This is a genomic window from Moritella sp. 28, from assembly GCF_018219435.1.
GTDB lineage: Bacteria > Pseudomonadota > Gammaproteobacteria > Enterobacterales > Moritellaceae > Moritella.
Genome location: NZ_CP056121.1, coordinates 4,240,424 through 4,256,182, shown reverse-complemented (window position 1 = coordinate 4,256,182; position 15,759 = coordinate 4,240,424). Strand labels below are relative to the sequence as shown.

Genomic DNA, 15,759 nt, shown 5'->3' with positions numbered 1-15,759 from the left:
GATAGAAGCATGAGCAAAGATACATTCGACCCGACTAAATATAATAATAGTAATAATGAACCATTTGCAGCGGTAATGGAGAGAGAATTATCTCGCCGCAGTATATTAAGAGCAGGCGTGGGGATGGCTGCTGTTGGTATGTTAAGTGGTATTGGTTTAACAGGTTGTTCAAATACTGGGAATGATAAAAATCTGACGACGACACCGAAAGTAGAATTAGGGTTCGACTCTATTTCGGGGGCTAAGCTAGACGCTGTTGTTGTGCCTAAAGGTTACAGTGCACAAGTACTTGCACCTTGGGGCACGCCGCTTAATGACTTTGCTCAAGAGTGGCAAGCAGATGGTTCAAATACCGCGTTAGATCAAGCTAATTCACTGGGGATGCACCACGACGGTATGCATTACTTTCCACTAAATGGCAGCTCTACTGATGGTTTATTATGTATTAATCACGAGTATATAGATCAAAAGGCATTACACCCTGCTGGACCGACTAAAGATGCGAATAGCTTACGTACAATTCTTGACGAAGTACGTAAAGAAATTAATGCTCACGGTGTTACCGTTGTACGTATTAAGCAAACTAATGGTATTTGGGATGTCGTTAAAAATGATAGCCATAATCGTCGTTTTACAGGTGCTACCATTATGGATATTAGCGGCCCTGCTGCTGATAAGGAATTACTCGTAACGGCTTTCGCTACAGATGGCGATAAAGTACGTGGTACGCTTAATAACTGTGGTAATGGTTATACGCCATGGGGCACCTACCTGACTTGTGAAGAAAATTGGCCGGGTTACTTTGTTAATACTGGTACGCAAACACCTGATCAGAAACGTATCGGCATTGATGATAAGAATACCCGTTATGGTTGGGATGATTTAGCGGGTAATGTTGATGAAGTTGCTGATGAATTTAGTCGTTTTGATATTACGATTAAAGGTACGAGTGCGACTGATGACTACCGTAATGAAGCTAATGGTTATGGTTATATTGTTGAAATCGACCCTTATGATAATCAATCAAAGGCGATCAAACGTACTGCATTAGGGCGTTTCCGCCATGAAGATTGTGTTTATGGAAAAGTGACTGCAGGTAAACCGATAGTATTTTATTCTGGCCATGATTCTCGTTTTGAATATATTTATAAATTTGTTTCTGATGCTTTGTGGGATCCTGCTGACGCCAGTCGCACTGACCGTTTAACTGTGGGTGATAAGTATATGGATCAAGGCACTTTATATGTCGCACGTTTTGACGATAATGGGGTTGGTGTATGGTTACCACTAACCATGACTGCGGTTACGAAAGATAAAGGTGTGTTAGCAGATCACTTCGCTAATCTTGCTGATATTATTTTAAATACAGCTGGGGCTGCGGATCTTGTTGGTGCGACGCCAATGGATCGTCCTGAGTGGGCGGCCGTTGATCCTGTTAATGGTGCGGTATACATGACCTTGACCAATAATACCAAACGTACAGATACAACTAATCCTGCTAACCCAAGATTAAATAATAGCACTGGGCATATTATTCGTTGGCAAGAAGGCGATAATGCTGAGCAATTTAGCTGGGATATCTTTGTATTTGGTGCGGCAGAAGATGCAGCACCAGAAGTTAATATCTCTGGATTAGACGAGCTAAATCAGTTTGCAAGTCCAGATGGTCTTGCATTTGATTCACGCGGTATCATGTGGATCCAGACGGATAATGGCGCGCCGGAACTAACTGAGTACACAAATGATCAAATGTTAGCTGTCGTACCAAGTCAGCTAACCACTGATACTGACGAATTAGAGACAATTAACAGCGAGAATCAAGCCGCACTAAAACGTTTCTTTGTTGGTCCTAATGGTGCTGAAGTTACAGGCTTAGCTTTTAGTCCTGCTCAAACTGACCTGTTTTTGAATATTCAGCACCCTAAAAATTGGCCGTACAGTAACGATGCATCGATGGAAACACCAAGTAACAAAACGGTTCGACCACGTGCCGCAACGGTTATTATTCGTAAACACGACGGTGGTGAAGTTGGTGTTTAGTTAACTCCGATGAATTTTTAGCGATTAATGGCTAATTGCACCTTGTTAAATATTGCCAGCCTTCGGGTTGGCTTTATTGTTTATAGGATATTATTTACGGTAGGATAGCGGTATAAATACTCAGAAAATAACAGCTGGCAGAACATGACTAAAACTGAAAAGAAGATTGATAATACTTTATGCAAAGTGCTTACTTGTGTTTGTGAAGATGCAAAAGACGAAATTCAGGGGTTTCAATGGTTAACACACACCGTTAATTACTCGAATTTTCCTGCATCTTTAAAAATAATCTGTGTGTTTGATAGCAATGCTGATATTGCTCAATTGACGGCATCGCAGCAAGATCAGCGCTTACATGGTTTATTGACTCAAGCACTTAATGCAGTTGATGTGAGACTCAAAAATATCAACAAGCAAGTGAAGTTTGATAGTGAAGAAAATTGTACTCGTGACAATGCGGGTAATTGGGCGAAGCGCTTAGGTTAATGTCCTCTCATTTGATGACAAGGTGCATTCATACGTTAGCGTTAGTTTGTAAAGAGCTAAAATTAGTATATGTTTAACTACTATGATAAAAGTTAGCACTTGTTTCAGTTTAACGTGGGGATATAATTATGATGAAATGCGATCAGTATGACTATATTGAAATAGTGTGTATGCACAAATACCCGGTTAAGTTAACGCTTAAATCGGGTGCTGAAATATACGGTATTGGGCTCGATACGCAACGTAATGAAAATCGAGATGAGTGTATTAAGATGACGGTTGATGATGTTATTCGTTTGATTGTACTCGATACGATCTTAACGCTCGATGTGACAGTCGATAACCCTCATTTTCAGAGTGTGACTTTTGATTATGATTAAAGATAAAAAGCCTTGTCTGCAATAAACAAACAAGGCTGATATTCAGTGAGTGCTGTCGTTATAAATTAAATTTACCAACCACCTCTTTTAATTCAGTATTCATGGTACCGAGTTCTTGAGTTGTCGCTGTCGTATGTTCTGCATTATTTGATAGTTCGTGCACGATAAGTTGTATTTCACTCATATTTCGCGTTACTTCAGTACTTACCGTACTTTGTTCTTCTGCCGCAGACGCTATTTGAATGGTGAGCTCACTGATGGTTGAAATAGCCACTTCCATACTATCTAAATCTTGATTTACTTCTTGGGTATCCGTTGCAGTGGTAATACAGCGCTCTTTGGTTTTATCCATCGCATTGACTACCGCATTTACCCCTGAATTAAGCTTCGTTAACATGGCATTAATTTCAGATGTGCTGTTTTGTGTGCGTGCTGCTAATGCTCTGACTTCATCGGCTACCACGGCAAAACCACGGCCTTGCTCACCCGCTCGGGCTGCTTCAATTGCCGCATTAAGTGCAAGTAAGTTAGTTTGTTCTGCAATGTCGCCGATCACGGTGAGTACAGCACTAATTTGTTGAGTATGCTGTGCCATGCTTTCAATATTGACCACAGTATCTTCAACATCATCCAGTAAGGTTTGTACGTTACTTGATGCGCGAATAACCGTTATTTTTGATTGTGATACTGCATCGTGCATTTGCTGGGTGGCTGCTGCTGCGTCTGCTGCATTGGTCGCTACAATCGTCGCGGTGGTACTCATCTCCTCCATCGCTGTCACTGCTTGCTCTGTTTCTTTTGCGTGACTAATGACGATGTTATTGGTGATTTGAGTTTGTTCTTCAACTTGCGCCAATGATCCCGATATTTTGCCTGAAGAATCATTAACAGATAGCATTAACGTGTGTAAGTAATCAATAAAGTTATTTACTGAATTACCAATATCACCGACTTCATCATTTTCTTTGATTTGCACACGTGTTGTTAGATCTGCATTACCCTGTGAAAGTAAGTCAATGCTCTCACGTAATACAATCAAGCGCTGTGACAGGCGTTTAAAGGTAATATAACAAAAACAAATGATAGCCAGCATTAACGGTAATTGGATTGCCGCAATAATCGATAAAATAACCGATTCATTTTCATGTAAAGATGCTACTGGCACTGCTAACGCAATTGACCATGGTGTGCCTTCTAATGGTTCAAAATACAGCGCGTACTCTTCGCCATTCTCTGCGTCATAACTAATATATTGTTTGTTATTTTGATTGTTTAAGTTGCCATTGACGGCATTAATAAATGCAGAGCGAGATGCCAGAGATGAGGTGGTTTTTAATAATAAATCTCCCGAGGTTGCTGCTGTATTATTCAGGATCTTACCATCTTGTTCGACAACCAGAATGTAGCCTCCGAACTCTTGCTCTAAGTTTTTAGCAAGTTGATTAAAGAAACCGAGTGTTACGTCAATTGTTGCCGCTCCATACAGACGACCGTCTTTATAGATACCCATACTACAGTTGGTACGTGCTTCGGTACTTGCCGAATCTTTATATGCAGGTGCCCAAGCACAGGTGCCTCTTGGAGCATTTTGTCCGGCTCTGTGCCAAGACTGTTCAAAATAATTTGGCGCCGCAGCGGTATTCCAGTAATCATTGCTGATCAATTGGTTGTTACTATCACGATGCACAAAAGAACTGAATTTACGCGTGCCTTCTTCGCGCTGATCAGGTAATGGCCAAATACCACCACCAAATACGTTACTATCACCATATTGATCGACTAATGCTGGTAGTAATTTATCAATTTGTTCACTCGATAACTCAGGGACAACTTGCGTGATATTTTTTTGTTGAGCTTCTACTTTATTGAGTTTACTAAATACATTTTCAGATACTGTTTGTAATGATTTATGAATGATGTCTTCTGAAGATTCAAGTAGCTGTGGTGAGACGAAGGTTTTAATGCCGATCGTTGTTAATACCATGATTGCGAACATAAACGCAATGAAGTAGGAAGAGTAAATATTTTTAATAGAATTCATGATTTAGCTGCCTTGTGATGTCCATAAATTAAAGCTATTTAGGCTATCGGCCGAGTAGCTGATATCACAAGGTCTTTTTTTTGATTATTTTTATTAAACTAAAATTTATTTGTGACTGGGTGTCATTTAAATCAGTTGTTTATCTAAAGTTAATCGATGGTGGAACGTATTTCGCCATCGGTAAAACGGGTGACTAGCTTGTCGCCAGATTTTAGTTTGGCCACAGAGGTGATCACTTGGTGTTTGTCATTCTGCGTAATTGAATAACCACGGGTTAGTGTGGCTAATGGGCTAACAGTCTGGAGTTGTTGTACAAGGTTTTGTAAGTGGTTTTGTTCTTGTTGTAAACGGCGTTGCATTGCACTGTGTAAGCGAGTTTGTAAATTAGCTTGTTGTTGCTGCATCGCGGTTAATTTATGCACTGGAGAATGAGACTGTAAACGACCCGTTAGTTGGGTTAAATGTAAATTTTGCTTACCAATATGGCGATTAACTGCTTGGTTTAAACGTAGACTAAGTTCATCGAGCTTTTGACTTTGCTGCTGTAATTTACGTTGTGGGTGTTGGTTCATCAACGCTTGTTGTAAGTAACGCTGTTGATGTTGCTTTTTTGCTAACTGTGTTTGTATGGCTTTGTTTAAACGTCGGCTCAGGTTACTCACTTGATGTTGGAGGTGCGCTTGATCCTGACTCACAAGTTCGGCTGCGGCAGAAGGGGTTGGTGCGCGCATATCGGCGACGAAATCGGCGATAGTGACGTCGATCTCGTGGCCAACGGCGCTGATAATGGGTAATTGACTGTTAAAAATAGCTTGGGCAACAGAAGCTTCATTGAAGCACCATAAGTCTTCTAATGAACCGCCACCGCGGCCGACAATCAACAAATCAACTTCATTACGCTGATTGGCAATATTAATAGCATTAACAATCGCGGGTGCTGCTTGTGCGCCTTGCACCAGCGTTGGGTAAATAATCACCGGTAAGTTAGGGCTACGACGTTCAAGTACGGTCAGAATATCATGTACCGCAGCACCGGTTGCCGAAGTAACAATGCCAATGCGTTTGGCATGTAGGGGCAGGGCTTTTTTATGTGCTTGGGCAAAATAACCTTGTGCATCTAACGATGCTTTTAACTGCTCATATTGCTGTTGTAATAAACCGTCGCCGGCCGGGCTTAATGATTCAATCACTAATTGATATTCACCCCGCGGCTCGTACATGGTGACGCGTACTTTGGCTAATACTTGCTGGCCGTTGGCTGGACGGAATGTTACTCGACGGTTGTTGCCTTTGAACATTGCACAGCGAACTTGTGATCGGCTATCTTTAAGTGATAAGTACCAATGTCCAGATGCTGGTGCGACAAAGTTGGAGATTTCGCCAGTTAACCACAGCGTCCCCATCTCTGATTCAAGCAATTGCCTAACGCTGGCATTTAAGTGAGTCACTGTATAAATATTGGTATTGTTCAAAATAAGGCTCTCTAAGCGTTAAGCAGTTAAAATTAGGTGTAATTACGTCGGTATATTGTAGCAGATTTACTTTTTAATGGGGATTAAGATCAATGACAACTAAAAAAAGTTGAAATATAGTTTGCTTTTACCCACAAGCATCCATATACTTCGTCCGCAATATTTATACCAATTATGTCGTCCATTTTATACCTTTAACGAGGTGAGATATTGCCCATGCTAAGAATTGCCAAAGAAGCCCTTACCTTTGATGACGTACTACTTGTACCTGCTCATTCAACTGTTTTACCGAACGATGCTGACCTAAAAACTCAACTAACAAAAAACATCCAACTAAATATCCCAATGCTTGCTGCTGCGATGGACACAGTAACTGAAGGTCGTTTAGCGATCGCGTTAGCTGAAGAAGGTGGTATTGGTTTCGTTCACAAAAACATGTCTATTGAACGTCAAGCAGCTGAAGTACGTTTAGTGAAGAAATATGTAAGTGGTATTGTTGCTGAGCCCGTTACTGTAAAACCTGACATGACAATTGCTGATGTAGCTGAACTAGCTAAGCAATACGGTTTTGCTGGCTTTCCTGTAGTAACCGAAGCCAATGACCTAGTGGGTATCATTACTGGTCGTGATGTACGTTTTGTTGATGATTTAACTACCCTAGTTGAATCCGTGATGACACCGAAAGATCGTTTAGTGACTGTTGGAAAGAAAGCTTCTCGTGAAGAAGTGCTTGGCCTAATGCACAAACACCGTATTGAAAAAGTACTTGCAGTAAATACAGACTTTAAACTAACGGGTATGATCACGGTTAAAGATTTTAAACAAGCAGAGAAAAAACCAAATGCATGTAAAGACGAATTAGGTCGTTTACGTGTAGGTGCTGCTGTTGGTGCTGGTGGTTCTACTGCAGAACGTATCGATGCATTAGTAGAAGCCGGTGTGGATGTATTATTAATTGATTCATCTCACGGTCATTCTCAAGGTGTTTTAAACCGCATTAAAGAAACGCGTGCTGCATACCCTGATTTAGAAATCATCGGTGGTAACGTAGCAACTGGTGCAGGTGCTCTAGCACTAGTAGAAGCTGGCGTTAGCTGTGTTAAAGTTGGTATCGGCCCTGGTTCAATCTGTACTACCCGTATCGTTACAGGTGTTGGTGTGCCACAAATCACAGCAATTAACGATGCAGTGACAGCATTAGAAGGTACTGGTGTTCCAGTTATCGCTGATGGTGGTATCCGTTTCTCTGGCGATATCGCGAAAGCACTTGTTGCTGGTGCATCATGTGTAATGGTTGGTTCTATGTTCGCTGGTACTGAAGAAGCACCAGGTGAAGTTGAACTTTACCAAGGCCGTGCATACAAGTCATACCGTGGTATGGGTTCATTAGGCGCTATGTCTAAGGGGTCATCTGACCGTTACTTCCAATCAGAAAACGCTGCTGACAAATTAGTACCAGAAGGTATTGAAGGCCGTGTTCCTTATAAAGGTAAATTGAAAGAAATCATCCATCAACAAATGGGTGGTATTCGTTCTTCAATGGGTCTAACTGGTTGTGCAACGATTCATGACATGAACACGAAAGCTGAATTTGTTCGTATCACTGGTTCTGGTATCACAGAAAGCCATGTTCACGATGTGATTATGACTAAAGAAGCGCCAAACTACCGTTCAAACTAAGCTTAGCTGAACGCATAGTTAGAAACTGATAATGTAAGGGGAGACAAGTGTCTCCTCTTACTATTATTACAAATACTACTACTAAATATATTTACAGGAATATCTTTAATGACCACAAATATTCATGAGCAAAAAATCCTAATTCTGGACTTTGGTTCTCAATATACGCAGTTAATCGCTCGTCGTATCCGTGAAATCGGTGTTTACTGTGAATTATGGACATGGGATGTAGATGAAGCGGCAATCCGTGAATTCAATCCAAACGGTATTATCCTTGCTGGTGGCCCTGAAAGCGTAACAGAAGCGGGTTCACCTCGTGCACCTGAATATGTATTCAACGCAGGCGTACCTGTACTGGGTATCTGTTACGGTATGCAAACAATGTCTGAGCAACTTGGTGGCAAAGTCATTAAAGGTACTGGCGAAGGCGAATTTGGTTATGCACAAATTGAGATGCAATCTCCTTCTGCGCTGTTCAAGTCTATCGAAGATGCAGTATCTGATTCTGGTAAAGCACTATTAGACGTATGGATGAGCCACGGTGATAAAGTTTCTGCTATTCCAGAAGGCTTTGTAACAGTTGCTAACACAGCGACTTGTCAGTTTGCTGCGATGGCAAACGAAGAAAAACGTTTTTACGGCGTTCAATTTCACCCAGAAGTAACACATACTCGTCAAGGTGAGCGTATGCTTTCTCACTTTGCTAAAGATATCTGTGGCTGTGATGGACTTTGGACTTCAAGCTCAATCATCGACGATGCAGTTGCACGTATGAAAGCGCAAATTGGTGATGATGAAGTTATTCTAGGTTTATCTGGTGGTGTTGATTCATCAGTAGTTGCTATGTTATTACAACGTGCAATTGGCGATAAGTTGACTTGTGTATTCGTTGATAACGGTTTGCTTCGTTTAAACGAAGGTCAGCAAGTAATGGATATGTTTGGTGATCATTTCGGTCTAAACATTGTTCATGTTAAAGCTGAAGATCGTTTCCTTGAGCAAATGGCTGGCGAAAATGATCCTGAAACTAAACGTAAAATTATCGGCCGTGTATTTGTTGAAATCTTTGATGAAGAATCGAAAAAATTAAGCAATGCTAAATGGTTAGCACAAGGTACTATCTACCCTGACGTTATCGAGTCTGCTGCGACCAAAAATGGTAAAGCACACGTGATTAAATCACACCATAACGTAGGTGGTTTACCTGACGATATGGCAATGGGTCTGGTTGAGCCATTACGTGAATTATTTAAAGATGAAGTGCGTAAGATTGGTCTTGAATTAGGTCTACCATACGACATGCTTTACCGTCACCCATTCCCTGGACCTGGTCTAGGTGTGCGTGTACTTGGCGAAGTGAAGAAAGAATATTGCGACCTATTACGTCGTGCTGATGCTATCTTCATCGAAGAATTACACAAAGCGGAACTTTACCATAAAGTAAGCCAAGCATTTGTTGTATTCTTACCAGTACGCTCTGTAGGCGTAATGGGCGATTGCCGTAAATATGATTGGGTTGTATCACTGCGTTGTGTAGAAACAATCGACTTTATGACTGCGCGTTGGTCACATCTTCCGTATGATTTAATCGGTCATGTTTCAAACCGTATTATCAATGAAATTGATGGTATTTCTCGTGTGGTTTACGATGTATCTGGTAAGCCACCTGCAACAATTGAGTGGGAATAATCCTCACTTAATTAAGTAGACAATACTGATATGAATATGAAAAGCAGCTCTTGAGCTGCTTTTTTTTGCCTACGGTTTTATATTTTCAAGTCTTTTGTTATTCATTACGGCCTGTTCGAGCACTGATAACAGTCGCTCTTATCTAGGACTGAGGTTATTTAAACCATCATAATTAGAACAAATCTCTTCTTCTCTTGATATTCTTCCTGTTGATAACTAGACTAGCGGACTATTTCAATTGTAAGTTCGATTTTAAGGTACCTTCATGCAGGTTTCAGATTTTAATTTTAGTCTTCCTGACGAGTTAATTGCCCGTTATCCGAAAGCGGATCGCCGTTCAAGCCGTCTACTCCAACTAAATGGTAATAGTGGCGAGCTGGCTGATAAGCAGTTTGCTGACATTCTCGATTTAGTTGAAGCTGGCGATCTGATGGTATTTAATAATACGCGTGTTATTCCTGCGCGTATGTACGGTCAAAAAGCTTCAGGTGGTAAAATTGAAGTGCTTGTTGAACGCGTTATTAGTGACAGCTCTGTACTTGCGCATGTGCGTTCTTCTAAGTCACCTAAAGTAGGTGCTCAACTCATCTTAGAAGGCTCTGTGAATGCCGAGATGGTTGCGCGCCACGATGCGTTATTTGAACTTAAATTTTTAGATGAACGTCATGTATTAGAAATATTGGAAGACATTGGTCATATGCCATTGCCACCTTATATCGATCGTCCTGACGAAGATTCAGATAAAGAACGCTACCAAACGGTCTATAATGAAAAGCCGGGTGCTGTTGCGGCGCCAACAGCGGGCTTACACTTTGATGAACCATTGTTAGCAGAACTTGCTAAGAAAGGTGTAAACACGGCGTTTGTGACGCTGCACGTTGGCGCGGGTACTTTCCAGCCAGTACGTGTGGATAATATCTTAGATCATCATATGCACTCTGAGTATGCCGAAGTTTCTGAAGACGTTGTCGCTAAAATTGCAGAAACAAAAGCGAACGGCGGTCGTGTGATTGCTGTGGGTACAACGTCAGTGCGTTCTTTAGAAAGTGCTGCGCAAGCAACAATGGCAAAAGGCTTACCGCTAGCGCCATTTTTTGATGATACTGAAATCTTTATTTACCCTGGTTACGAGTTCCAACTTGTTGATGCAATGGTCACTAATTTCCACTTACCTGAATCAACGTTGATTATGTTGTTATCTGCATTCGCTGGTTATGACCATGTGATGCCCGCTTATCAACATGCTATTGCTGAAAAATACCGTTTCTTCAGTTATGGCGACGCCATGTTTGTCACTAAACAAACGGCAAAATAAATTCAATTAGCCGTGAGTTGATGTGTATCTATTCACGGCTAGTTTGTTAACGATAAACAATTGCTATTGAAGTACGTTGTTTGAATTTTTGAGAGAAGTAATGTCAGACTGTTTCTCTGACTTGAGGTTTATATGAAGTTAAAGTACGAATTAGATAAAACAACTGGTAACGCACGTCGTGGACGCTTAATCTTTGAACGTGGTGTTGTTGAAACTCCTGCATTCATGCCAGTAGGTACTTACGGTACGGTTAAAGGTATGACACCAGAAGAAGTTGACGCAACCGGCGCTGATATTCTTTTAGGTAATACCTTCCACCTGTGGTTACGTCCTGGTCAGGAAGTAATGAAGCAACACGGTGGTTTACATAACTTCATGAACTGGCAGGGTCCTATCCTGACGGATTCAGGCGGTTTCCAAGTATTCAGCCTAGGTAAAATGCGTAAAATTACTGAAGCGGGTGTGCATTTCCGTCACCCTGTAAATGGTAGCAAGATTTTCTTAGATCCTGAAACTTCAATGGAGATCCAAGATGACCTAGGTTCTGACGTTGTCATGATTTTTGATGAATGTACGCCATACCCAGCGACAGAGTCTGAAGCTGAAAAATCAATGCGCATGTCATTACGTTGGGCACAACGTTCACGTGATCACTTTGATAAACTAGATAACAAAAATAACTTGTTTGGTATTATTCAAGGTGGTGTTTACGAGCACTTACGTGATATTTCTGTAAAAGGGCTATTAGACATTGGTTTTGACGGTTATGCTGTTGGTGGCCTAGCTGTAGGTGAACCAAAAGAAGACATGCACCGTATTCTGGAGCACACTTGCCCACAAATCCCAGAAGATAAACCACGCTACCTAATGGGCGTTGGTAAACCTGAAGATTTGGTTGAAGGTGTTCGTCGCGGTGTGGATATGTTTGACTGTGTAATGCCAACACGTAATGCACGTAATGGTCACTTGTTCACAAGTGAAGGTGTAATCAAGATCCGTAATGCCAAGCATAAAACAGATACCAGTACACTTGATCCTGAATGTGATTGCTACACATGTAAGAATTACTCACGTTCATACCTGAATCATTTAGACAAATGTAACGAAATCTTAGGTGCGCGTTTAAATACAATGCATAACTTGCGTTACTACCAAAACCTGATGCAAGGTATCCGTGACGCGATTGATTCTGATACGTTTGAAGCGTTTGTTACAGATTTCTATACTAAACAAGGCCGTGAAGTGCCACCTTTAGCGAAGTCTGACGCTTAATTATTAAGCAAACACTAATCTGATTGTCGATCAAAGTTTGGTAAACCTTTCTCATTAGTAGTAATGTAATGTGATTGGTTTATCATATCTATGTCTAATATTTATAAAGGAAAATAAAAATGAGTCTTTTCATTGCAAATGCAGTTGCTGCTGAAGGTGTTTCTGCTCCAGCTGGTGGTGGTTACGAAATGTTGATCATGTTAGGTATTTTCGGTGTGATCTTTTACTTCATGATCTACCGCCCACAAGCGAAACGTCAAAAAGAACAGAAGAACCTAATGTCATCATTGTCAAAAGGTGAAGAAGTACTTACTGTTGGTGGCATCGTAGGTAAGATCACAAAAATTTCTGATGGTAATGATTATGTTGTGATCAGTATTGCTGAAGCAACGAACATTACTATTAAGCGTGATTACATTGCCGCTGTATTACCAAAAGGCAGCATGAAGTCGCTTTAATCTTTTCCGTATCCCAGTAAGGTAATATTGTGTTAAACAAATATCCTCTGTGGAAGTATCTAATGGTGATCGCTACGATCGCCATTTGTTTACTCTATGCCACACCGAATCTATACGGGGAAGACCCCGCTGTTCAAGTCTCTGCTGCACGTGGTGCTGTTATTGAAGTATCAACACTCGATAAAGTTAAAGCAGAACTCGATAAACAAGAAATCAGTTATAAAAGTGTTTCATTAGAAAAAAACCAAGTGTTAATTCGTTTAAATGACAGCGAACAACAACTCCTTGCTAGTGAAATCTTAAAAGAACAACTTGGTCAGGCATTCATTGTTGCTTTAAACCTTGCACCTGCTACACCTGAATGGTTACAAGCTGTTGGTGCTGGACCACTAAAACTGGGTCTGGACTTACGCGGCGGTGTTCACTTCTTACTCGAAGTTGATATGCAAGAAGCGTTAGTGAAAGCACAAGATCAAATGTTGCAAGATTTCCGTACCGATTTACGTGAAGAAAAACTGCGTTATACCGCAATACGTAAAAACAGTAACGGTGTTACAGCACGTTTTCGTGATGTTGAAACGCGCGATAAAGCAGAAAAATTCCTTAAGTCTAAATATGCAGACCTACTGTTAAATGACAGTGAAAATAATGGTCAATTTAGTCTAACGGCAAAAATGTCAGAAGCTAAACTTGCCGAAATCAAAGAATATGCCCTTCAACAAAATATTACTATTATCCGTAACCGTGTAAACCAATTAGGTGTTGCTGAACCGCTTGTACAGCGTCAAGGTGCAGACCGCATTGTAGTTGAATTACCGGGTGTTCAGGATACTGCTGGTGCGAAAGAGATTTTAGGCGCAACAGCAACGTTAGAATTCCGTTTAGTTGATAATAAAGCAGACCCTTACAGCAGCCGAGTACCTGCTGGTAGCCAAAAATACACCACGCGTGAAGGCCGTCCTGTTGTGCTGAAGAAACAAGTTATCTTAACTGGTAACCACATCACAGGTGCAACATCGAGCTTAGATGAGTTTAGTCGTTCACAGGTTAATATCGATCTTGATTCGCAAGGTGGCAGTAAAATGTCTCGTGCGACGAAGAAAGCAATCGGTACATCAATGGCAACTGTATTCATTGAATACAAACCAACGGGTGAGAAAACTGCTGATGGCAAATCGAAACTGAAAAAAATTGAAGAAGTCATTAACGTGGCGACAATTCAAGCACAGTTAGGCCGTAGCTTCCGTATTACAGGTTTAGACAGTGCAAGCGAAGCTAAAAATCTGGCGTTATTATTACGTGCAGGTGCGTTAGTTGCGCCAGTTCAAATCGTTGAAGAACGTACCATCGGTCCTAGCTTAGGTAAGCAAAATATTGAAAACGGCTTAGCTGCGATGATTTATGGCATGATTGCAATTGTTATCTTCATGGCTATCTACTACCGTAAATTTGGTATTGTTGCCAATGTCGCATTATCTGCAAACATCATCATGATCATTGGTATTATGTCGATGATTCCTGGCGCGACAATGACGCTACCAGGTATTGCCGGTATCGTATTAACAATCGGTATGGCGGTTGATGCGAACGTGCTGGTATTTGAACGTATTCGTGAAGAGCTGAAAGAAGGCAGAAGCATTCAGCAAGCAATTCATAGTGGTTATGATAATGCGTTATCAACCATTGCCGATGCCAACATTACCACGCTATTAACGGCGATCATTTTGTTTGCGGTTGGTACTGGTGCGATTAAAGGTTTCGCTATTACGTTAGCAATTGGTATTGCTGCTTCTATGTTTACTTCCATCATTGGTACACGTGCGATCGTGAATTTCCTTTGGGGTAATAAAAAAATCGATAAACTTTCAATCTAAGGGGATTAATTATGTTTGAAATTATTAAAACAGAACGCACGATCCACTTTATGAAGATGGCGAAGCCCGCGTTTATTTTATCAGCGCTGTTAGTTATTTTATCGATATCTTCTATTGCGATTAAAGGTATTAATTGGGGTCTTGATTTCACTGGTGGTACCGTGATTGAAGTAGGTTATGATAAACCTGCTGATCTTGAGGTTATCCGTCCGCTGTTATCTGCAGAAGGATTTGATGATGCGGTGATCCAACATTTCGGCTCTAGTCGTGATGTCCTGATCCGTATTGCTCCACGTGAAGATTTGGATAATAAGCATCTTGGTAGTCAAATTATCACTGCGTTACAGGGCTATGATAAGAGCGTAGAAATGCGTCGTATCGAGTTTGTTGGTCCAAACGTTGGTGATGAATTAGCAGAGCAAGGTGGTCTAGCGCTGCTTGCTGCGTTAATTTGTATCTTGCTTTATGTTGGTGTACGTTTTGAATGGCGTTTAGCATCGGGTGCTGTATTGGCCCTTGCGCATGACGTTATTATCACGTTAGGTATCTTCTCGGTATTACAGATTGAATTTGATTTAACTATTTTAGCGGCGCTATTGACCGTTATTGGTTATTCACTGAATGATACTATCGTGGTATTTGACCGTATCCGTGAAAACTTCCGCCGTATGCGCACTGATGATTCTGTGGAAATCATGGACGTATCATTAACGCAGACATTATCACGTACGTTAATCACGTCAGGTACAACATTAATGGTATTAGTATCATTATTCCTGAAAGGTGGCGCACTGATCCACGGTTTTGCACTTGCATTGCTGATTGGTATCGTGGTTGGTACATATTCTTCGATTTACGTAGCAAGTGCATTAGCACTACGCTTAGGCGTAAGCCGCGAAACGATGTTACCACCAGTGGTAGAAAAAGAAGGCGCAGACCAAGACCCAATGATGTAAGCCTTAGGGAAACCTAGTTAACGTATTGGTCTTCGGACTGTCATAAAACCCGCCTCGTGCGGGTTTTTGTTTTTTATTCGTTCAGTAATTTAATTA

The 15,759-nt window shown here is 41.1% G+C and carries 12 protein-coding genes; 10 read left to right on the top strand and 2 right to left on the bottom strand.

The annotated features are described in order from the left end of the window. Positions 1–9 precede the first annotated feature (9 nt). The 3 genes from HWV02_RS18800 (at position 10) to HWV02_RS18790 (ending at position 2,906) form a co-directional block, all read left to right on the top strand. Positions 10–2,040 (top strand): PhoX family phosphatase, encoded by a 2,031-nt coding sequence (locus tag HWV02_RS18800; RefSeq protein WP_211689158.1) that lies wholly within the window; start codon positions 10–12, stop codon positions 2,038–2,040. A gap of 144 nt (positions 2,041–2,184) precedes the next feature. Then, positions 2,185–2,526 (top strand): Fis family transcriptional regulator, encoded by a 342-nt coding sequence (locus HWV02_RS18795; RefSeq protein ID WP_211672909.1) that lies wholly within the window; start codon positions 2,185–2,187, stop codon positions 2,524–2,526. 128 nt (positions 2,527–2,654) lie between these two features. Next, the gene (locus HWV02_RS18790; protein ID WP_067046502.1) at positions 2,655–2,906 is read left to right on the top strand and encodes a Rho-binding antiterminator; all 252 of its coding nucleotides are present in this window, start codon (positions 2,655–2,657) and stop codon (positions 2,904–2,906) included. 58 nt (positions 2,907–2,964) lie between these two features. Here HWV02_RS18790 and HWV02_RS18785 read toward each other — a convergent pair whose 3' ends face one another. Together HWV02_RS18785 and xseA are read right to left on the bottom strand one after the other, a co-directional pair. Beyond that, on the bottom strand, positions 2,965–4,947 hold the full coding sequence (locus tag HWV02_RS18785) for a methyl-accepting chemotaxis protein (protein ID WP_211689157.1): 1,983 nt from the start codon (positions 4,945–4,947) through the stop codon (positions 2,965–2,967). A 149-nt stretch (positions 4,948–5,096) separates the two neighbouring features. After that, a complete protein-coding gene (xseA, locus tag HWV02_RS18780; RefSeq protein WP_249185561.1) occupies positions 5,097–6,350 on the bottom strand; it encodes an exodeoxyribonuclease VII large subunit in 1,254 nt (417 codons plus the stop codon). 285 nt (positions 6,351–6,635) lie between these two features. Here xseA and guaB point away from each other — a divergent pair, with 285 nt between their 5' ends. From guaB to secF, 7 genes are all read left to right on the top strand, one after another. After that, positions 6,636–8,099, top strand: a complete 1,464-nt coding sequence (gene guaB / locus HWV02_RS18775; RefSeq protein WP_211677236.1) for an IMP dehydrogenase — start codon at positions 6,636–6,638, stop codon at positions 8,097–8,099. Between the two features lie 108 nt (positions 8,100–8,207). Continuing rightward, positions 8,208–9,788 (top strand): glutamine-hydrolyzing GMP synthase, encoded by a 1,581-nt coding sequence (gene guaA, locus HWV02_RS18770; protein ID WP_211689156.1) that lies wholly within the window; start codon positions 8,208–8,210, stop codon positions 9,786–9,788. A gap of 265 nt (positions 9,789–10,053) precedes the next feature. Beyond that, a complete protein-coding gene (gene queA / locus HWV02_RS18765; RefSeq protein ID WP_211677234.1) occupies positions 10,054–11,103 on the top strand; it encodes a tRNA preQ1(34) S-adenosylmethionine ribosyltransferase-isomerase QueA in 1,050 nt (349 codons plus the stop codon). Between the two features lie 132 nt (positions 11,104–11,235). Further along, positions 11,236–12,375 (top strand): tRNA guanosine(34) transglycosylase Tgt, encoded by a 1,140-nt coding sequence (gene tgt, locus HWV02_RS18760; RefSeq protein WP_211677233.1) that lies wholly within the window; start codon positions 11,236–11,238, stop codon positions 12,373–12,375. A 119-nt stretch (positions 12,376–12,494) separates the two neighbouring features. Next, positions 12,495–12,833 carry a preprotein translocase subunit YajC gene (gene yajC, locus HWV02_RS18755; protein ID WP_211677232.1) on the top strand — a complete coding sequence of 113 codons (339 nt, stop codon included), beginning with the start codon at positions 12,495–12,497 and terminating at the stop codon, positions 12,831–12,833. Between the two features lie 29 nt (positions 12,834–12,862). Continuing rightward, positions 12,863–14,707, top strand: coding sequence for a protein translocase subunit SecD (secD, locus tag HWV02_RS18750; protein ID WP_211689155.1), 1,845 nt, complete (start codon positions 12,863–12,865; stop codon positions 14,705–14,707). 11 nt (positions 14,708–14,718) lie between these two features. After that, positions 14,719–15,663 carry a protein translocase subunit SecF gene (gene secF / locus HWV02_RS18745; RefSeq protein WP_211677229.1) on the top strand — a complete coding sequence of 315 codons (945 nt, stop codon included), beginning with the start codon at positions 14,719–14,721 and terminating at the stop codon, positions 15,661–15,663. Positions 15,664–15,759: the final 96 nt, after the last annotated feature.

Coding starts and splice junctions, on each gene's coding strand:
- HWV02_RS18800 (WP_211689158.1), top strand. CDS start 10: ATGAGCAAAGATACATTCGACCCGACTAAATATAATAATAGTAATAAT.
- HWV02_RS18795 (WP_211672909.1), top strand. CDS start 2,185: ATGACTAAAACTGAAAAGAAGATTGATAATACTTTATGCAAAGTGCTT.
- HWV02_RS18790 (WP_067046502.1), top strand. CDS start 2,655: ATGATGAAATGCGATCAGTATGACTATATTGAAATAGTGTGTATGCAC.
- HWV02_RS18785 (WP_211689157.1), bottom strand. CDS start 4,947: ATGAATTCTATTAAAAATATTTACTCTTCCTACTTCATTGCGTTTATG.
- xseA (WP_249185561.1), bottom strand. CDS start 6,350: ATGGGGACGCTGTGGTTAACTGGCGAAATCTCCAACTTTGTCGCACCA.
- guaB (WP_211677236.1), top strand. CDS start 6,636: ATGCTAAGAATTGCCAAAGAAGCCCTTACCTTTGATGACGTACTACTT.
- guaA (WP_211689156.1), top strand. CDS start 8,208: ATGACCACAAATATTCATGAGCAAAAAATCCTAATTCTGGACTTTGGT.
- queA (WP_211677234.1), top strand. CDS start 10,054: ATGCAGGTTTCAGATTTTAATTTTAGTCTTCCTGACGAGTTAATTGCC.
- tgt (WP_211677233.1), top strand. CDS start 11,236: ATGAAGTTAAAGTACGAATTAGATAAAACAACTGGTAACGCACGTCGT.
- yajC (WP_211677232.1), top strand. CDS start 12,495: ATGAGTCTTTTCATTGCAAATGCAGTTGCTGCTGAAGGTGTTTCTGCT.
- secF (WP_211677229.1), top strand. CDS start 14,719: ATGTTTGAAATTATTAAAACAGAACGCACGATCCACTTTATGAAGATG.